16 protein-coding genes are annotated in these 17,982 nt (G+C 72.7%); 3 read left to right on the forward strand and 13 right to left on the reverse strand.

Annotation, left to right across the window (positions count from 1 at the left end; translation table 11 throughout):
* Positions 1-180: 180 nt before the first annotated feature.
* From AB0M76_RS34065 to AB0M76_RS34090, 6 genes are all read right to left on the reverse strand, one after another.
* Positions 181-1,431, reverse strand: a complete 1,251-nt coding sequence (locus tag AB0M76_RS34065) for an FAD-dependent monooxygenase (RefSeq protein WP_365956624.1) — start codon at positions 1,429-1,431, stop codon at positions 181-183.
* Between the two features lie 4 nt (positions 1,432-1,435).
* Positions 1,436-1,699, reverse strand: coding sequence for an acyl carrier protein (locus AB0M76_RS34070; RefSeq protein ID WP_365956625.1), 264 nt, complete (start codon positions 1,697-1,699; stop codon positions 1,436-1,438).
* Positions 1,700-1,752: 53 nt separating this feature from the next.
* Positions 1,753-3,030 carry a ketosynthase chain-length factor gene (locus tag AB0M76_RS34075; protein WP_365956626.1) on the reverse strand — a complete coding sequence of 426 codons (1,278 nt, stop codon included), beginning with the start codon at positions 3,028-3,030 and terminating at the stop codon, positions 1,753-1,755.
* Entirely contained in the window at positions 3,027-4,292 is a 1,266-nt protein-coding gene (locus tag AB0M76_RS34080; RefSeq protein ID WP_365956627.1) for a beta-ketoacyl-[acyl-carrier-protein] synthase family protein, read from the reverse strand. Before AB0M76_RS34080 ends, AB0M76_RS34075 begins: the two co-directional genes overlap by 4 nt.
* Positions 4,289-5,059: an alpha/beta fold hydrolase gene (locus AB0M76_RS34085; protein WP_365956629.1), complete on the reverse strand. Its 771-nt coding sequence runs from the start codon at positions 5,057-5,059 to the stop codon at positions 4,289-4,291. The genes AB0M76_RS34080 and AB0M76_RS34085 overlap by 4 nt, the downstream gene beginning before the upstream one ends.
* Before the next feature lie 330 nt (positions 5,060-5,389).
* Complete coding sequence (locus tag AB0M76_RS34090; RefSeq protein WP_365956630.1) at positions 5,390-6,211, reverse strand: AfsR/SARP family transcriptional regulator; 822 nt, start codon at positions 6,209-6,211, stop codon at positions 5,390-5,392.
* 245 nt (positions 6,212-6,456) lie between these two features.
* Between AB0M76_RS34090 and AB0M76_RS34095 the strand changes: the two genes are divergently transcribed.
* Entirely contained in the window at positions 6,457-7,491 is a 1,035-nt protein-coding gene (locus AB0M76_RS34095) for an AfsR/SARP family transcriptional regulator (protein ID WP_365956631.1), read from the forward strand.
* Between the two features lie 94 nt (positions 7,492-7,585).
* Here the strand turns inward: AB0M76_RS34095 and AB0M76_RS34100 are convergent, their stop codons facing one another.
* The 7 genes from AB0M76_RS34100 to AB0M76_RS34130 form a co-directional block, all read right to left on the reverse strand.
* The gene (locus tag AB0M76_RS34100; RefSeq protein WP_365956632.1) at positions 7,586-8,491 is read right to left on the reverse strand and encodes an MBL fold metallo-hydrolase; all 906 of its coding nucleotides are present in this window, start codon (positions 8,489-8,491) and stop codon (positions 7,586-7,588) included.
* A gap of 206 nt (positions 8,492-8,697) precedes the next feature.
* A complete protein-coding gene (locus AB0M76_RS34105) occupies positions 8,698-9,519 on the reverse strand; it encodes a 4'-phosphopantetheinyl transferase superfamily protein (protein WP_365956633.1) in 822 nt (273 codons plus the stop codon).
* A complete protein-coding gene (locus tag AB0M76_RS34110; protein ID WP_365956634.1) occupies positions 9,516-11,456 on the reverse strand; it encodes a polyketide synthase in 1,941 nt (646 codons plus the stop codon). Before AB0M76_RS34110 ends, AB0M76_RS34105 begins: the two co-directional genes overlap by 4 nt.
* A 247-nt stretch (positions 11,457-11,703) precedes the next feature.
* Positions 11,704-12,576, reverse strand: a complete 873-nt coding sequence (locus tag AB0M76_RS34115; RefSeq protein WP_365956635.1) for a phosphopantetheine-binding protein — start codon at positions 12,574-12,576, stop codon at positions 11,704-11,706.
* A 33-nt stretch (positions 12,577-12,609) separates the two neighbouring features.
* A complete protein-coding gene (locus AB0M76_RS34120) occupies positions 12,610-13,338 on the reverse strand; it encodes a ScbR family autoregulator-binding transcription factor (protein ID WP_365956636.1) in 729 nt (242 codons plus the stop codon).
* 88 nt (positions 13,339-13,426) lie between these two features.
* Entirely contained in the window at positions 13,427-14,293 is an 867-nt protein-coding gene (locus tag AB0M76_RS34125) for an AfsR/SARP family transcriptional regulator (RefSeq protein ID WP_365956637.1), read from the reverse strand.
* A gap of 313 nt (positions 14,294-14,606) precedes the next feature.
* On the reverse strand, positions 14,607-15,227 hold the full coding sequence (locus AB0M76_RS34130) for a ScbR family autoregulator-binding transcription factor (RefSeq protein ID WP_365956638.1): 621 nt from the start codon (positions 15,225-15,227) through the stop codon (positions 14,607-14,609).
* Positions 15,228-15,792: 565 nt separating this feature from the next.
* On the opposite strand from AB0M76_RS34130, the gene AB0M76_RS34135 reads away from it, so the two are divergent.
* Together AB0M76_RS34135 and AB0M76_RS34140 are read left to right on the forward strand one after the other, a co-directional pair.
* The gene (locus tag AB0M76_RS34135; RefSeq protein WP_365956639.1) at positions 15,793-16,734 is read left to right on the forward strand and encodes a ScbA/BarX family gamma-butyrolactone biosynthesis protein; all 942 of its coding nucleotides are present in this window, start codon (positions 15,793-15,795) and stop codon (positions 16,732-16,734) included.
* 495 nt (positions 16,735-17,229) lie between these two features.
* Positions 17,230-17,892 carry a ScbR family autoregulator-binding transcription factor gene (locus AB0M76_RS34140; RefSeq protein WP_365956640.1) on the forward strand — a complete coding sequence of 221 codons (663 nt, stop codon included), beginning with the start codon at positions 17,230-17,232 and terminating at the stop codon, positions 17,890-17,892.
* The last annotated feature ends 90 nt before the right edge of the window (positions 17,893-17,982 follow it).

Below are 17,982 nucleotides of genomic sequence, written 5' to 3' on the forward strand. Positions count from 1 at the left end.
CCCTCGAACTGCTGCCGCAGCCGCTCGGGGTACGGACCGTACGCGCCGATCGGCAGGTACGGCTCGATGAACACCCATTCCTCGTCCGTCAGTTGCGCCCGCGTCATGAGTGACGATCTACCAGATCGCGTCACAGGGCACGGGCGAGTCGCACAAATTGATCACAACCGGATACACGCCCTAGCCGCGCCGGTCGGGCAGGACGGTGAACAGGTCGGTGCGGACCCCGGCCGGGCCCCGCCCGTGGGCGAACCTCCGGGTGATCCTCGCGCCGATCGGAGTGCGGGTGAGGATCCCCGCCGCGCGGGCCCGCAGCAGCGCGGCGGCCGGCCGGCCCCCGCCGAACATCGCCCGGGTCTGCACGACCTGCATCCGGTGCACGGCGGAGGCCACCGCGGCCCGCCGCTCCTGATAGGCCGCGAGCCGCTGGGCGGTGGGCTCCCCCGCGTGCAGCGCGGCCACGAGTACGGGGTGCAGCGCGGCGGCGTCCTGCAGGGCCAGATCGATGCCCTGGGCGCCGATCGGCCCGTGCGTGTGCGCGCTGTCGCCGAGGAGGACGAGTCCGTCGCGTACCCACTCCCGGGCGTGCGAGGCAGAGACGTCGAGCACGGTCAGGTCTGCCATGGAGCCGAGCTGGGCGTGCAGCAGGTCGGCGAACTGCGGCAGGATCCCTGCCAGCTCCCGCCGGATGTCCCCGATCCCGCGCCCGGCGGCGCGGGCCCCGTCCGGCGGCAGGGCCCAGACCACGCTGATCCGGTCGGGGTGGGAGTCGTGGACCAGGACGGCGCTGTCCGGCCCGCGGTGCACCCGTACGCGCCCGGTGGCCCGGCGCGGCGCGGGCAGCGAGAACCGCACCACGTCGTGGACGAAGGACGTGCAGCGCCCCGCGTCGATGCCGGCGAGGGCACGGGTCTTGGAGAACCGGCCGTCGGCGCCGACGACCACGGCGGCCCGCACGGTGACCGGAGCCCGGTCGGGGCCGTGCACCACGGCTCCCTCGCAGGGGCTGCCGGGACGCTTCTCCAGGAGTGCGGCGATCCGGTGCCCCTCGAGAGCGGTGAAGCCCGGCAGCCTGTGGCAAGCGGCCAGGAGTTCCTGCAGCACGTGCGGCTGCGGGAGGGCGAGCAGGTGGTCGTACGGGGCGGGCAGGCGCCCGTAGTCGATGTCGAGCAGCACCTGCTCGCGCTCCAGGATCTGGACACCGCGCAGGCTCGCCGCCCCGCGGGCCGCGGCTCCGGCGAGGGTGCCGAGCTCGTCCAGGACGCGCTGGCCGCCGGGCTGCAGGAGCTCGCCGTGGAAGTCGCGGCGGAACCCGGTGGAACGCTCGACGAGTGTCACGCGGATGCCGGAACGCAGCAGCATGAGCGTCAGCGCGAGCCCGGCGGGGCCGGCGCCGATGACGCAGACGTCGGTGTCGAGCTCTTCACCCACCGGTTCAGACCGCGGCCCGGGCTGCCAGCATCTCGTTGACCATGGCCAGGTAGCGGCGCGGGGTGTCCGCGTCGTCGATGCCCTCCTCGTCGAGCAGGACGTCGTACTCGCGCTCGATGTATCCGGTGGTCTGCAGGACGGCGAGCGAGTCGTAGCCCAGCTCGAACCAGCTCAGGTCCAGGACGTCGCCGTCGAGGTCGACGCCCTCGTCCTCGCCCGCGCACTCGCGCAGGATGCGCTTCAGGTCGTCGAGTTCCAGACGTTCCATGCTCTTCCTCTGTTCTGGTGGGTGATGTGAGGTGGAGTGGGTGCGGGTGCGGGTCAGGCGCCCGCGGCGCGGACGACGACGGCGGAGTTGAAGCCGCCGTGACCGCGGGCCAGTACGAGCGCGGTCCGCAGCGGCATCCCCAGGGCGGGGCTGGCCACTCCGGTGACCAGGTTCAGCGGGCAGTCGTCGGCCGGCAGCTCGGTCCCGGTGGTCGGCGGGATCACCTGGTCACGCAGGGTGAGCAGGGCTGCGGCCACGTCGAGGGCCGCACCGCCGGCGGCGAGCCGCCCGGTCATCGACTTGGGCGCGGTGACGGGCACTCCGCGCGGGCCGAACAGTGCGGTGATCGCCGCCGCTTCGGCGCGGTCGGCGCTGCGCTCGCCCGCCGCGTCGGCGAAGACGACGTCGACCTCGTCGGGGTGGACGCCCGCATCGGCGAGGGCGAGCTCCGCGGCCACGCCGAGCCGGGAGGTCCCGTCGGCGTCGAAGGTGGCGGCGTGCCCGGCGAGGGTCCCGTAGACGCGGGCGCCGCGCCGGCGGGCCTCCTCGGCGCCCTCGAGGACGAGGAGCGCGCCGCCCTCGCCCGCGACGTGGCCGCTCGCGTCCTCGGCGAAGGGCAGGTAGGCGCGGGCCGGGTCCTCCCGGTCGGTGAGCCCCCCGCCGGCCAGGTAGGCGGCCCAGCCCCAGGAGCACAGCGCGGAGTCGATGCCGCCGGTGACGACGAGCTCGGCGCCCTTGCGGATCTGGCGGCGGGCGTGGGCCATGGCGTCGAGGCCGCCGGCCTGCTCGGAGACGATCACTCCGGAGGCTCCGCGCAGGCCGTGCCGGATGGAGATCTGGCCGCTGTTGACGGCATAGAACCAGGCGAAGGACTGGTACGCCGAGACGTGCTGGCCGCCCTTGCTCCACAGCGCCTGGAGCTCCTGCTGGCCGAACTCGAAGCCGCCGAAGGAGTTGGCGGTGACCACGCCCGCGGCGTGGTCGGGCAGCTGCGCAGGGTCGGCCCCGGCGTCGTCGAGCGCCTCCTTGGCCGCGGCGAGCGAGAGCCGGGTGACGCGGTCGGTCTGCGGCAGCAGCCGGCTGGAGACGTGGTCGGCGTCGACGAATCCGGGCACCTCCCCGGCCAGCTTCGCCGGATAGCCGCTCGCGTCGAAGCGGCTGACCGGGCGGATGCCCGATTCGCCGCGCAGGACGGCGGACCACCAGGCCTCGGTGCCCAGCCCGTTGGGGGCGGCGACACCGATGCCGGTGACGACGGGCGCCGCGGTGCGGGAGCCCGTGACGGCGGGAGCGGCCTGGGCGGGGGCAGGGGCGACGACAGCGGTGTTCATCGGTCCGCCTTCAGGTTCGGGCTGGTCAGGATCATCGCGCTCTGGAACCCGCCGAAGCCGCTGCCGACGGTCAGTACCGCGTCGGTGCGCTGACTGCGGGCGGTCAGCGGGGTGTAGTCGAGGTCGCAGGCCGGGTCGGGCTCGTGCAGGTTCGCCGTCGGCGGGACGGTGTCGTGCTCGATGGCGAGGGCGCAGGCGGCCACTTCGAGGGCCCCGATCGCGCCGAGCGAGTGCCCGATCATCGACTTGATGGAGCTGACGGGGACCTCGTACGCGCGCTGTCCCAGACTGAGCTTGAAGGCCTCGGTCTCGTGCTTGTCGTTCTGCTTGGTGCCGGAGCCGTGCGCGTTGATGTAGTCGATGTGCTCGGGCAGCAGCTGGGCCTCGTCGAGGGCGGCCGTGATGGCGGCGGCCATCTCGGCTCCGTCGGGCCGCAGTCCGGTCATGTGGTACGCGTTGCTGCGCGAGGCGAAACCGGAGATCTCGGCGTAGATGTGCGCGCCGCGGCTGCGGGCGTGCTCGTACTCCTCGATGACGAGGACGGCCGAGCCCTCCCCCAGGACGAACCCGTTGCGGGTGCGGTCGAAGGGCCGGGAGGCGGTCTCCGGCTCGTCGTTGCGCGTGGAGGTGGCGCGGATGGCGTCGAAGCAGGCGGCGGTGATCGGCGTGATGGGCGCCTCGGCCGCGCCGGTGACCATCACGTCGGCGCTGCCCTCGCGAACGAGGTCGACGGCGTGCCCGATCGCGTCGAGACCGGAGGTGCAGCCGGTGGACACCAGCGCCACCGGCCCCTGGGCGCCGACGGTACGGGCCACCTCGGCGGCCATCGAACTGGGGACGAAGTGGTCGTACAGGTGGGGCACGGCCTTGGTGTGGTCGACGAGCGTACGGCTGCCCTGCTCGCTGACGACCCCGTACTCGGCGTCGAGGCTGGTGGTGCAGCCCAGCGCGCTGCCGAGGGTGACCCCCGTGCGCGTGGCGTCGTACGAGCCGGCCAGGCCGCTGTCCGCGACGGCCTCGCGGGCGCTGACGACGGCGAACTGGGCGGCGCGGTCCAGGCGCCCGGACTGCTCGGCGGTGAGCCCGGACTCCTGCGGGTCGAAGTCCGCCTCGGCGGCGATCCGGGAGCGGAACCCGGAGGCGTCGAAGAGGGTGATGGCGCGGGTGGCCGTACGGCCGTCGGTCAGCAGCGACCAGAATTCCTTGGTGCCCGGGCGGCCCGGGGCCACGACCCCGATGCCCGTGATGACGACTCGTCTCATCGCCCTTCCCCCTGTCCTGTCTGGTCGCGGTGGCCGCGCTGCACGATGCGGGCGGCCCGGCCGAGCATCCGGGGCAGTTCGCCGCCCCGGACGAAGAAGTGGTCGCCCGGCACGGTCCGCCGGACGAACCGTCCGGTGGTCCAGCGGCTCCAGCCCTCGGCGGCCTCGGCGCCGACGAGGGGGTCCTCGTGGCCGGTGACCGCGAGCAGCGGTACGGGCACGGGTCCGGGCGTGGTCGGCCCGGTGGCGGCGGCCCGCAGGTTGCGGGCGAGCTTGAGATCGGCGCGGAGCACGGGGAAGACCGACCGGAACCAGATGTCTCCGGGCTGCACGCCGGGCGGCAGTGCGTCGAACCGGTCCAGGACGCGCAGCAGTTCCGCCTCGGGCAGTTCCGCGGAGTCCGCGAAGACGGCCGGGGTGTCCGGCGGCGGGCTGGCCCCGACGGCCAGCAGTGCGGGCATCGGCAGCCCTTGTTCCAGCGCGACGTGGGCGACCGTGAGGGCGACCGTCGCGCCGAGGCTGTGCCCGTAGAGGATGTAGGGAGTGCCGGGCTCGTCGGCGATCTGCTCGAACAGCGGCTTGAGGTCGGCCAGCAGCTCTTCACGGCCGGTCAGCCGGATCTCACGGCGCCGCTCGTCACGTCCGGGCAGCAGCCAGGACGTGGTCTTCACCCCGCTCCCGGCGAGCTTGTCCCACCGGTAGAACGAGGACACTCCGGCCCCCGCATGTGCGAAGCAGTGCAGCCGTACGGCCGGCCTGTCGCCCATAGCCACCTCCCAGGAACCGAACCACGTGGACCTCGACCCTCACCGACCGCGCTGGAGACCGGCTCGAATCGGTGTGCAGGGGTCGAGGACGTGGTGCGGTCCGCGGCGGCCGGGCGAGGAGCCGACGGGCGGCTGCCCGCGTCGGCTCCCCCGGCAGGCGGGCGGCTAGTGCCGCGTCAGGCAACGATTGCCCGTCAAGGAGCGGCGTCCGGTGCGTGCTCTCGGCGTGCCGGCCGCAAGCGCTCGTACTGGACGTACTTGAGCTTTCGGCCGGCGCGGCGAGAGTGCGTGCCGGGCGTCGCGACGGGGCGAACGTTGCCTGACGCGGCACTAGGCTGCGTACAGGTCGAACGTCGATCCGCGGCGCGGGCCCGCCACCACGTCCAGCGCCGGATCCACCGTCAGCATCGCCTGGTGCAGGCGCTGCAGCTGCGGGGACGGCTCCACGCCCAGTTCGTCTATCAGGCGGTTGCGCAGCCTGCGGTAGACGTCCAGGGCCGTGGCCTGGCGGCCGGACCGGTACAGCGCGACCATGGCCTGCGAGTGCAGGCCCTCGTGCTGCGGATGCCGGGCGATCAGTTCGGTCAGCTCGGCGATGACCTCGACGTGGCGGCCCAGGCGCAGGTCCGCGTCGATGCGCCGCTCGACGGTCACGAGCCGACTCTCCTCGAGGCGCATGACCTCGATCTCGAGGATCGGCCCCACCCGTACGTCGACCAGCGCCGGACCGTTCCACAGTCCGAGCGCCCTGCGCAGCATGCCGGCCGCGCGCTCGTCGTCCCCCTCCTCGTACGCGTTCTGCCCGCCGGCCACGAGCGTCTCGTACTCGTGGACGTCGACCGCGTCCGGCGGAATCTGCAGCAAGTAGCCGCCGTGCCGCGTCGCGAGCACGTCCTTGGCGCTGCCCGGGACCCCCGGGCCCATGGCGGTGCCCAGCCTCCTGCGCAGCTGCAGGATGTACGTCTGCAGTGTGGTGAGCGCGCTCTGCGGGAGCTCGGTGCCCCAGATCTCCTCCATGAGGGTCTGTACGGGCATCACCCGCCCCGGGTAGAGCGCGAGCAGCGCCAGGATCTGGCGCGGCTTACCGGCCGTCGGAACAATCGAGCCCCCGTTGACCTCGGCACTCAACGGACCCAGAACCTGAATCTGCACGGTCTCCTCCGTATTTTGTCGAGTTCTCATCGATTTTCAGCCCTCGACTCCGGCACGCTAGCGGGATCCAGTGCCGTGCCGCCGAATTCTCGAGCAGGTATCAAGCCACCCTCCGTCCAAGACGGTTGCACGTTGAAAACACAGTGGTAGATTCCGCTCAGGGGATTAAAATCGGCGCATTTGCTTACGGCCGCCGGTCTTCGTGTCTTTCCGCAGATCCCGCGAGATCGCCGGGAGGAGGCACCATGGATTTCGGCGCGCACGGCGCCCGGGACGTACCGGGCGACGCAGGGGTGGACTTCCGCATCCTGGGCCCGGTCGAGGTGTTCGACCGGCGTACGGGGGCGTGCATCGTGCCCTCCGGCTCCAAGCAGCGGGCGCTGCTTGGCGCCCTGGTGGTACGGGCGGGCCACGTGCTGTCCGCCGAGCGGCTCATCCACGAACTGTGGGGCGACCGCCCGCCCGTGAGCGCGGCCAACGCACTCCAGGCCCATGTGGCCCGGCTGCGCCGGCTGCTGCAGGGCGGGGCTCCGGACGGGGGCGGCCACGAGTGGATCGCGACCCGTTCGATGGGCTACCTGCTGCGCCCGGGCCGGGCCACCGCCGACGCCCAGCGCTTCCACCGGCTGTCCGCAGAGGGCCGGGCGGCGCTCGCCTCCGACCCCGTGCACGCGGCCGAACTGCTGCGCGGGGCCCTCGCCCTGTGGCGCGGCCCGGCGCTCGAAGGCAGTACGCAGGGGCCCATCTGCACGGTGGAGGCGGACCGGCTGGAGGAGCTTCGGCTGACCACGCTGGAGACGCTGCACGACGCGAACCTGCGCAGCGGGCGACACGCCGAGATCACCCGGGATCTGGAGCGGCTGACGGCCAGCCACCCCATGCGCGAGCGGCTCTACGACCTCCACATGCTGGCCCTGTACCGGTGCGGCCGGCAGACGGAGGCGCTGGGCGTCTACGAGCGGGCCCGCCGGCGGCTGGTGGACGAGCTCGGCGTCGAGCCCGGCCCGGCCCTGCGCGAGCGGATGGAGGCGATCCTGCACCACGCGCCCTCCCTCACGGTCCCCCGGCCCGCGCTGCCCGCCCCGCTGGCCCCGCCTGTCCCGTTCACCCCGCTCGCCCCGGCCACCTCGCCGGACCCTCATGCGGCGCTGCTCGAACTCGGCCGTGAAATCGCCCGGCTCGGCGACCGGATCGAGTCGCTCAGCCGGGAGCAGGAGGAGCTGATCCGGCGTTTCAACCTGCTGGCCGCCGTGCCGGTGCCGGGCGGGCAGCTCGTCTGACCCTCGCGGGCGTCCGTACGCGAAGACCAGTGCGCGAAGACCCGTACGCGAAGACCCCCTGCCGGCTTCTGCGGCAGGGGGTCTTCGCGTCGGCTCAGGCGAGGCACTCCGAGGGGCGGCCGTGGTACGCGGTCATCTCCTGGAAAAGGGCTCCGACGTCCAGCGGCGATCCCTCGGGCAGGCCTTGTTCCTCGGCGTATCCGCGGTGGAGGTTGGGCAGCAGGCGCTCGGTGTCCAGCAGGTCGGCGTAGGGGCCGAGGTCGGTGGCGCGGGCCAGCTCGAGCGGGGTCGCGCCGGCCGCGGCGCCCTCCTTGGCCAGTCGCTGGATCCAGCCCAGGTAGGCCTCGTTGGCGTCGAGGAGCTCCGGGCCGCCGACCGGGCCGTGGCCGGGGACGACCGTGGTGGCGCCCAGTGCGCGCAGCCGGTCCAGCGCGCGCAGGGAGCCCGCCACGGACCCCATGACGCAGAACGGCGTGACCCCGTTCATCACGAGGTCGCCGGTGAACAGCACGCCCTGGTCGGGCAGCCAGACGATCGTGTCGTCGGTGGTGTGGGCCGCCGGGCCGATGTGCACGAGCTCGGCCCGGATGCCGCCCACGTGGAGCGTCGTGCGGTCGCGGAAGGTCAGTTCGGGCGGGGTGATCTCGATGTCGCCCCAGCAGACGTCCGGCCACAGCCCGGCCATGTGCAGCCCTGCCGCCTGGACCATGGCCCGGGTCCGCTCGTGGCCGATGGTCAGGGCTTCGGGGAAGACGAAGTTGCCGTAGGTGTGGTCGCCGTGGAAGTGCGTGTTGACCACGGCGCGCGGCGGCCGCGGGGCCAGGCGCAGCGCGGCCCGGCGCAGCTGCCGGGCCCGGCTCTCGGTGGCGGCGGTGTCGACGAGCGCGCTGTGGCCGCCGTCGGTGAGGATGCCGGCGTTGTTCAGGCACCAGCCGCCCTCGGGCTGGACGTACGCGTGGACGCCCTCGGCCACCTCGATGACGGCGCTCTTGGCGTCCACGGGCCACCTCTTTCTACGAAGATCCGGAATAAGAATTCTCGGTCTCCGCGCCGCCGCCCCGCTCGATTCTCCCTTGATTTCCCGTTGATATCCCGTTGGATTCCGGACTCCGGTTCGTTTCCCTCCACCGTCTCGATCGAATGTCGAGCGGATTTCCAAGGAAATCATTTCCGGTCACCGATGCGTCACGGCGGGCCGCGGGTCCGTCAGACCCCGGCGGGCTCCGGCAGGACCAGGCGGCGGGGCGCGGCGCGCCCCCACGGAAATCCGTGGTGCAGATGGACGGCCGGCGGCCGGGTGTCGTCGACCTCGACCGCAACCGCCGCCAGCACGTCGGGCACCGGTTCGACCTCCAGGAACCGCCAGCGCGCCGCCGCGTCGTCGGCGGGCGGCCGGAAGGACAGGACACCCCGGTCCTCGGCCAGGGTGAACACGAAGGAGTCGAAGGGCAGGCCGAGTCCCAGCCCGCGGGCCTTGGAGTACGCCTCCTTCAGCGTCCACAGGCGCAGGACGCGCCGGTCGCGCGGCCGCCCGGGGGCGGCCCGGGCGATCCACTCCTGCTCCTCGCGGGAGAACGTCGCGATGATGCTCTCCAGTCCGCGCTCACCGCGGTCGAGCCGCTCGACGTCGACTCCGATGCGCAGGCCCCGGGAGACGCCCAGCAGGTTGTAGGCGTTGGCGTGCGAGAGGTTGAAGTCCAGCGTGTCGGCGCCGCGCGGCAGGCCTCCGGCGGGCGTCTGGAGGAACGGCCGCCCGCGCGAGGAGCGCCAGATGATCGCCTCGGCCTCGGGGATGCCGGTCTCCAGAGCCAGCACCCGGCGCACCAGGGCGTGGGCGACGAGGTACTGGCGGCGGTCGCGTTCGAAGAGGAAGCGGCCGGCCACCTGCTGCTCGTTCTCGTCGAGCCAGTGCGAGGCCAGGGTGGCGGCGATCCCGGGCGCGAGGTCCTCGTTGGGGCAGAACCACAGGTTGACCGGGGCCGGCTCGTTCTCCCCCTGCCCCGCCGGGTCGAAGGACAGCGTGGTCATGCCGAACCCTCCTCGCCGCCCAGCCACAGCGGTATGCGCAGGAATGCGGATGCGGGCAGCGGTACGGCCACGGTGGCCGCCCCGTGGGCCGGTTCGAGCGCGGTCCAGTCGACGTCGAGCCCGGACAGCCACAGGCCGCGGAGCTGGAGCAGGTGCCCGGCCTGCCAGAGCGCGGCGAGGTACCCGTCCGTCTCCGGTACGCCGCCCAGCCCCAGCGGGTCGGCGCCGCCGTCCCGCAGATCGGCGCAGGGAGCGCCCTCCCGTACGAACCGCTCCAGGATCCGCACCAGTTCGCCGGTGTCGGCGACGACGGCCGCGAACCGGCAGTCCATGGCGGCCCGGCCGGTGCGCAGGGCGCGGGCGAGCGCCTCGAGCGGGGGCAGCGGGCCGGGTCCGCCGAGCAGCTCGGCGAACCGCCGTGCGGTGGCCGCCAGATGGGCGGGCGTGGGGGCGGACAGCACGAACAGCTCGTCGGCCGCGGGTGACCGGTCCGCCGCCGATCCGGCGGCCGGGGCAGGCACGTACTCCTCCAGGACCACCTGCGCGTCCGCGCCGCCGGCTCCGCGCACACCGACGCAGATCCGGCGGGGCGCACTCTCCCCGGCCTCCCCGCTGCCCCAGGGCTCCGCCTCGGTGCGCCCGGGGCCGGGTGCCAGGATCCGGTGGCGCAGCTGGAGCACGGCCCGGGTCAGGGCGGCGGCCCCGGTCGCGGGGCCCGCGTCGCCGACGAGGGCGCGTACGGATCCGGCGTTTTCGCGGACGGCAACGGCCGACGCGTCCACCCCGGCCGCGCGCAGGGCTTCGCGCAGCACCCGCTGCGCGGGGGCGTCCGCCGGGGCCGCGGGCTGCGTACCGCGATCGGCGCAGGACTCGCGCAGGGCCGCGGCGGCGCGCGCAGCGGCCCCCGTACGCGCGCCGGAGGCCCGGGACCTGCGGCCGGGGCCCGCCGCCGAAGGGTCGGGGGCGGTGTGGCCGACCGCGCTGCCGCGGACCACACAGTGGATGCTGTCCCCATCGGCCAGGGCCCGTGCCAGGGGCTTGAGCAGCAGCGCGCCGACGCCTTCGCCCGCGCCGGGGTGCCGGCTGGACGGGTGCAGCAGCAGCCGGACCCCGCCGACGAGCGCGGCGGCACATTCGCCGCGGTGCAGGGCGGCGACGGCGAGATGGAGGGCGACGAGCACGGAGGACTCGGCGGTGTCGACCGACTGGCTGGGGCCGGTCAGGCCGAGCAGGGCGGAAAGCCGGTTGGGCAGGCTCCACTGGCCGCCCGGGGGCATCGGGCGGGGCCGCTCGGGCGTCCATGTACGGGCCGCGAGCAGCACGTAGTCACCGCTGCCGGCGCCGGTGAACACCCCGACGCTGCGCGGCGTCCCGTCGCGCGCGGTCAGGGCGTCCAGGCGGCCGCCGGTGCAGCCGGCGTCCTCGAGGGCCTCCCACGCGGTCTCCAGGAACAGCCGCTCCTGGGGGTCGGTCAGGGCGGCCTCGTGCGCGTCGATCCCGAAGAACTCCGGGTCGAAGTCCTGTACGCGCTCCAGGTAGTGGCCCCGCTCGTCGCCGGGCCGGCCGGCCGGCGGCTCGGAGGCGCTGTCGTGCCCGCTGCGCGCGTGCCGCCAGAAGGAGGCGAGGTCGGGGGCGCCCGGGTAGCGGCCGGCCATCCCGACCACCGCGATCGGCTCGGCGCCCGGCCCGGCGGGCGCGAGCGGCTCGGCGGGCGCGGCGGGCGCGGCGGGCGCGGAATCCGCGCTGCGGCCGGGAGCCGGGTGTGCTGCGGCCGGGGACTGCTCCTTGGCGTCCTGCTCCGGCCAGGCGTCCGGCAGTGTGAAGACCACGGGTCCCGAACCGGTGGCGCCACCGGCGGCACCGGTCAGCAGAGCGGCCACCTGGGCCCGGTCCAGGTGGCCGTTCTTGAACCGGGTCAGGACTTCCTTCTCGTCCATCTGGACGTGCTCCTTCTAGGGGTGTCCGGCGGGTCAGGGCCGGATAGACCGGGTCGTCTGGTGCCGTGGATTGCAAGGCGGAGGAGGGAGGCAACGCGGTGGGGCACCTCCCAGCGGTGGCTGGGGGACGTCGGCGACCGACGACTACGCGGCAAGGCGCGGTGCCTGGGGGTCCCCCCGGACGGAGTCCGGGGGAGGGCCGGGCCCGGCCCCGACCCGCCGGACACCCCCTGGGATGGAAACAGCTTCAGCCGCGCCGGGCGAGCAGCACGAGTGCCTCGTCCACGGTGAGCCGGTCGTCGCGGATCGCGTCCAGCAGGACGTCGAGATCTCCGCCCGGCAGCGGCCGTACGGCAAGGGCAGCGGCGGCGGTGAGGGCGGGAGCGGCGGACACCGGCCCGGCGGCCGGGCGGAACGCCGGCTCCGGCGCCTGGGGAACGGGGCTCCCGAGAGCCGCCGCCGGAGCAGGGGCGAGGTCCTGCGCGGCCGCCCCGGTGCGCGTCGCGATGTATGCGGCCATGGCAGCGAGGTTGGGGTGCTCGTAGAGCAGCACCGACCGCTCCTGGAGACCGAAGGTGCGGTTGACGACCGCGATGAACTCCGCGCCCACGATGGAGTCGACACCGAGCACGTTGAACGCGGCGGTGGTGTCGATGTCCCAGGGGTCGCAGCACAGGATCCCCGCGAGCTGCTCCCGCAGCACCTCCGCGATCCGGGTCGCCGCAGCGGCCGCCGGCACCTGCCGCTCGAGGCCCGTGGCCGGCATCGGGACGGCGGCGGCGACGGTGGCGGCAGCCGCGACGGGCGCCGCTGCGGAGCCGGCGTGGGAAACGGCGTGGGAAACGGGGGCGGAGACAGTGGCGGCGGCCGCGCTGCGCGCCGCCCGCGCGACCTCGCGTGCGAAGGACGCCGGCGTCGGGAAGTCGTACAGGTCGGTCGCCAGCACCCGCAGCCCGTACCGGTTGTTGACGACGGCGACGAACTCCACGACCAGCAGGGAGTCGAGCCCCATGGACTGGAAGGTCTGCTCGGGGTCGATCTTCTCCGGCTTGACCCGCAGCACGTCGCCGAGCACCCCGATGAGGTCCGTCAGTACGTCCGCAGGATGTTCATTCGTCATCGCAGGCTCCTCCAAGTCGTCGGTGGCACACGGTCACGCGGTGCTGCCCGAGAACACCGGCCGGGACCGGCGGGCCGCGGGTTCGTCCAGGGCGCCGTCCAGGGCGCCGCCCAGGGCGTCGCCCACGAGGCGGGGCGCGGGATCGGTACCCGGCATCCCGACGCGGAAGTTCCTCTCCGCGCCCTCGGGCACCAGGCAGGGCAGCAGCAGCGACCACACCCCGGCCACCCGGCGCTGGAGCTCGGCGTACGGCATCCCGGTGCCGGCCAGCGACTCGATCCCGCAGCACGCCGCGGCGACCAGCGACTCGATGCTCTCCCAGCGGCCCTCGGCACGGAGTTCACCCGCGTCGCGGGCCTGGCGCAGCAGTCCGCAGACCTCTGCGAGCCAGATCCGGTGGAAGTCGGTGGCGAGCGCAGACGGTCCCGCGCACTCCTTGGTGATGCGGAAGCTGGCCGGGATCGCCGGCTCCTCGCGCAGGTTGAGCGCGAGCCAGTGCGTCGTGTTGATCAGCGTCTGGAGCGGAGAGAGGCCGGATGCGCGCAGTTCGCGCACCGACTCGTGCAGCAGCTCGCAGCCTCGCAGCTGGACCGCCTCCGCCAGTTCGTCTTTGGAGGCGAAGTGGAAGTACAGCGCCCCCTTGGTCACTCCGGCGAACGCGGCGATCTCGCCGAGTGTCGCGTTCGCATAGCCGTTGCGGTGGAACATCTCGGCCCCCGCATGTACGAGCTTCCTGCGGGTCCGCTCCGACCTGTCCTGCATCGCGCTGCCTCCTCGGCCCGTGGTCCGGGCGCGCGTCCGGCCCGGCGAGCCGATCGCGGCCGCGTTCCTCGTATCGCGTACGGCCATCTCAGCCCACGCGTACGAGTCGCTCGCTGTTCGTGTCCGTGGCCACCGGACTCTCGGGGCTGGCCATCAGGATCGAGCGCTGCAGCCGGCGCAGGGCGGCCGACGGCTCGAGCCCGAGTTCGCGCACCAGGGTGGCGCGCAGCCGCTGGTAGACGTCGAGGGCCTCGCCTCGGCGGCCGGAGCGGTGCAGGGCCAGCATGAACTGGCCGTGCAGGTTCTCGTGGGTGCGGTACCGGCTGGCCAGCACGGTCAGTTCGGCGAGCAGCTCGCGGTGCCGCCCGAGCCGCAGATCGGCCTCGATGCGCTGGTCGAGCGCACAGAGCCGGGTCTCCTCGAGCCGCCGGGCCTCCATGTCCAGCTGGATCCCGCCGTGCACGTCGGCGAAGGCGGGCCCCGACCACAGGGCCAGCGCCTCGCGCAGCTGCCGGGCGGCGCCCGGGAAGTCGCCCGCGTCCATCGCCCGGTAGCCGATGCCGGCGAGCCGGTCGAACTCGCGGACGTCGCTGGTGCCGCCGCCGCTGTTGAGCAGGTAGCCGCCGGGCAGCGTGACGAGCACGTCCTTGGCGGTGCGCCGACCTGCGGCGCCCTCGGCGCCCTCGGCACCTTCGCCGCCTTCTGCGGCGGCCGCGCCCTGCTCCAGTGCGCTCGCGATGAGGGCCCGCAGCTGCAGCACGTAGGTCTGCAGCGTGGTGCGTGCGCTGCGCGGCGGTGCACCCGCCCACAGCTCCTCGATCAGAGCCGACACCGGGACGACCTGATCGGCATGGAGCGCGAGCAGCGCCAGCACCTGTCGCGGCTTGGGGGCTGTCGGCGTTACGGAGACTCCATGCTCCCGAACCGCCAGTGTGCCCAGTACTTCGATGTCCACGCGTACTCCCCTGTCCGTGGATGAGCCGACCTCAGTAAAAAACAGGACCGGCGGTTTGTCAATACGAAACCGACCGTGCTGTTTTTATTTCTTCACCCACCTAAAGATCTCGCGCGCAACGCTCTGACCTGCATGTTTACCCCAAGCGAAGGCAGTGAAGCCCGCTTCGACTACGCTCTGCGCCCCCTCCAAAGCAGACCGAGGCGGACAAGAACAGACCGTTTGGTCTCCGCCTGGAGGGCCGGGCCGGCACACGAAAGCCCTGGCCCTCCGCGGGGGTGCGGGAAGGGCCAGGGCACTGGCGCGGCATCTCCTACGACTCGCGGGTGCCCTCGGCATCGAGGTCCGCGAAGAGGGGGGCCGGTACGAGCGTCGGCAGCAGGAGCCGCCAGAACCGGGTGACCGTGGACGCCGAGAGCCACGCCGCGTCCCGGGCGCCGAGCACCTCGAAGCCCACGGTCGCCGCCACCACGGCGCTCACCACGTCCCGGGCCGCCACCTCGGGGTGCAACTCGCCCTCGGCGTCGGCCCCTTCCAGCGTCTCCTCGACCCACCTCCGCCAGCGCTCGCGCAGATCGGACTGCGACACACGGGACGGCTCCCCGCTCAGCTCGAATCCGGCCCGCAGCACCACATCGGTACGCAGTCCCGCGGCGAGCCCGTGGGTGACGTCGACGAGGAGCTGCACACGGCCCGCCCCGGGCGCCGGCCCGGGATCGGTGACGGCCAGCAGCCGGGTGAGCGCCGCCGCCTCGACGGCGTCCGCCAGCGCGGCCTTGCTCGCGAAGTGGAAGTGCAGCGCCCCGTTGCTCACCCCGGCCAGCGAACTGATCCCGGTGAGCGACGCCACCGAGAAACCCTCCCGGTCGAAGATCTGGGCCGCGGACCGGATCAGGGTTTCACGCGTGCGCGCCGCGCGCTCCTGTTTGACCATCGACTGCTCCGTCACTGCGAGGGGTTGCCACACCTGCCGAAGGGCAGGCAGGCCGGGGGCGCTGTCACGGAGCGGCCGAGGGAGCTGATCGCGATGGCACCCCGGCGCCGCCCTCACAGTCACACCAGACCATCCCCCGCGAGGCGGCCGCTGCTCCGTACACCCACTCTAACAAACCGCTCATGCGGTTTTTGCTCAGGATTCCGCGGTCTTTCCGGACCGGCAAGGGGCGAGCCGGTTCACGCCCACCCTCGACACAGGCACTGGAGAACCACTCGCGCCCCCCTCGACCCACGCGGAGAAGCGAGGATCCTGAGACTGCGGCCGGAGCGGGCGGAAAGTGACAACAGGCCTCTGAGCAGGGGGGACTGTCAACGAGAAGCAGGTTCTTCCACCCACCCCTAGGCGGAGGCCCAGGTACCGCTAGAAATTAAACCGGTTGGTATGTATCTTTCGAGCCGAGGGCATACAAGCCATCACTCGCCAGCGGAGCCCAGGGGGAGCAATGTCTGCGAGCACGTTCCACGTCGAACGCCCGGCAATCGCCGCTTACCAGGCGGCATTCATGGCGGAGCCACGGTCCGATCTGGCCGCCCTCCGCTATCCCACCCTGACGACCACCGTGCCCAAGGAGCTGGTGCACCGGGCGGCTGTGGCCGAGGTCATGCTCACCGGCTGGCAGCGGGAGGACGACACCCGTTTCCGGGTGGAGGCGCAGTGGCCGCGCAGCCACAGCTTCTTCATCCCCATCGACGGGGAATACCACGACCCGCTCATGGCCGCCGAGACGATCCGCCAGGCCGGAGCCCTTCTCTCACACGCCGAGTTCGGCGTGCCTTTCGGCCATCAGTTCCTGATCCGGGAGATCAGCCTCACCGTCGATCCGGAGTACCTCAAGGTCCGCCAGACCCCCGCCTCCCTCGACATCGAGATCACGTGCTTCGACGTGAAGCGACGGGGTGACTGCCTGTCGGGGATGACGTACGAGTCCGTCGTCCGTCGCGAGGGACTGACCGTGGCCACGGGGCGGACCTCCTTCACCTGCGTCAGCCCGGCCGTCTACGGGCGGGTCCGTCCCCAGCGCGTCTTCCGCGCGGATCACCGCACGGTGGCGCTGACCGCTCCCATGGCGCCGCAGAGCGTGGGGCGCACCTCGCCGGCCGACGTGGTGCTCTCGCCCATCGGTCACAGCAATCGCTGGCAGCTGCGGCTGAACTCCCGCCACCCCGTGCTGTTCGACCACCCGGTCGACCACGTCCCGGGCATGCTGCTGCTCGAGGCCGCCCGGCAGGGCGCGGCCGCTGCGCTGAACCGTTCCTCCTTCCTCCCGCTCGGCGTCAAGACCGAGTACAAGCGGTACACCGAGCTGGACGAGCCCTGCTTCATCGAGGCCCACCGGCTCGGGCCCGCCACGCCCGGAGGGGACGAAAGAGTGCGTGTGACGGGCCACCAGGGCGGAGCGCTCACCTTCAGCTCCCTCGTGACGGCGGCCCCGGACGCCGTCTGATCCCGGAGCTCGCGCCCCCGACGTTCCATGGACCACCAAACGGCCCCGGCCCGCCTCTGCAGGGCTCGCGTCGGCCTGCCCCTGAACTCCGCGATCGTGCTCGCCAATCGTGTTCGCCACCCCGGGAGCGGCAAAGGCCCGGGAGGCCGGGCAGGACGCAGGCTCGGCCGAGGGGACGGATTCACGCCCGTCGCACCACTACGCCCGAATATCCGTAACTTCCGTAGCGCCCGTATTTTCCATGAGTCTCACTGTCCGTGTGGCCGGTGCTGCCGCGACGCAGCGGGTTTCGGGTTTACCGACCGCCGACGACACGACCTCGCGCCCACCACACCCTCGACGCCCGCACAAGGCCATCGGAGAGCCATTCACCGGTAAGACATGCCCGAGTCTGTCATGTGTTGGTTGGCCCGGGGGGCGTCCGCTGTAAGATACGAACTAGACGGTTTGTATACAGAGCCTTTCCAAGGGTTCGTGAACCAAGTGGAGGGCATCATGGCCGAGCAGGAACGGGCCATCCGCACGCGTCGAGCCATCTTGCTGGCGGCGGCAAAGGTCTTCCAGGAGCGCGGCTACCAGACAGCGACGATCTCGGAGATCCTCTCCACTGCCGGGGTGACCAAGGGGGCCCTGTACTTCCACTTCCAGTCGAAGGATGAGCTGGCGCAAGGCGTGCTGGCCGCGCAGCACCAGAACCTCGTCATCCCGGACCGCACGACCAAGCTCCAGGAGATCGTGGACATGGTCGCGCTCCACACCTACCGGTTGCAGACCAATCCCATGGTCCGGGCCAGCGTGCGGCTGGCGATGGACCAGCGGGCGTCCGACCTCGACCGGAGCGGCCCTTGGCAGGACTGGGTCGACGGCGTCCGGGTGAAGCTGGAGCTCGCGCAGGCCCAGGGCGAGCTGCTCCCCCAGGTCCAGGCGGCCGAGACCGCCGACGTCATCGTCGGCGCCTATGCCGGCATCCAGTCGATGTCGCAGGCGATCAGCGACTACGAGGACCTCGTGGTCAGGGTCTCCGCACTGCTGCGCCACCTGCTACCCAGCATCGCCCAGCCCTCGGTCCTCCCGTCCTTGGACCTCACCGAGACCCGGGGCGCGCGCGTCTACGAAGAGGCTTTGGAGTTCTCCGAGCAGCTGGCCGCCGCCGGATAGGCCGGCGACACACGCGCGCACGTGCAACCCCCTCCGGCCGGGCCGGCGTTGCCTCCCGGCCAGGTGAAAAAATACCGCCACCCTGTTCTT

Origin of the sequence: Streptomyces sp. NPDC051364 (assembly GCF_040682115.1) — a bacterium.
Taxonomy (GTDB): domain Bacteria; phylum Actinomycetota; class Actinomycetes; order Streptomycetales; family Streptomycetaceae; genus Streptomyces.

Bases quoted from the DNA above. Each gene is read 5' to 3' on its own strand.
- AB0M76_RS34070 (WP_365956625.1), bottom strand. From the start codon at position 1,699: ATGGAACGTCTGGAACTCGACGACCTGAAGCGCATCCTGCGCGAGTGC.
- AB0M76_RS34075 (WP_365956626.1), bottom strand. From the start codon at position 3,030: ATGAACACCGCTGTCGTCGCCCCTGCCCCCGCCCAGGCCGCTCCCGCC.
- AB0M76_RS34080 (WP_365956627.1), bottom strand. From the start codon at position 4,292: ATGAGACGAGTCGTCATCACGGGCATCGGGGTCGTGGCCCCGGGCCGC.
- AB0M76_RS34085 (WP_365956629.1), bottom strand. From the start codon at position 5,059: ATGGGCGACAGGCCGGCCGTACGGCTGCACTGCTTCGCACATGCGGGG.
- AB0M76_RS34095 (WP_365956631.1), top strand. From the start codon at position 6,457: ATGGATTTCGGCGCGCACGGCGCCCGGGACGTACCGGGCGACGCAGGG.
- AB0M76_RS34105 (WP_365956633.1), bottom strand. From the start codon at position 9,519: ATGACCACGCTGTCCTTCGACCCGGCGGGGCAGGGGGAGAACGAGCCG.
- AB0M76_RS34110 (WP_365956634.1), bottom strand. From the start codon at position 11,456: ATGGACGAGAAGGAAGTCCTGACCCGGTTCAAGAACGGCCACCTGGAC.
- AB0M76_RS34115 (WP_365956635.1), bottom strand. From the start codon at position 12,576: ATGACGAATGAACATCCTGCGGACGTACTGACGGACCTCATCGGGGTG.
- AB0M76_RS34120 (WP_365956636.1), bottom strand. From the start codon at position 13,338: ATGCAGGACAGGTCGGAGCGGACCCGCAGGAAGCTCGTACATGCGGGG.
- AB0M76_RS34130 (WP_365956638.1), bottom strand. From the start codon at position 15,227: ATGGTCAAACAGGAGCGCGCGGCGCGCACGCGTGAAACCCTGATCCGG.
- AB0M76_RS34135 (WP_365956639.1), top strand. From the start codon at position 15,793: ATGGCGGAGCCACGGTCCGATCTGGCCGCCCTCCGCTATCCCACCCTG.
- AB0M76_RS34140 (WP_365956640.1), top strand. From the start codon at position 17,230: ATGGCCGAGCAGGAACGGGCCATCCGCACGCGTCGAGCCATCTTGCTG.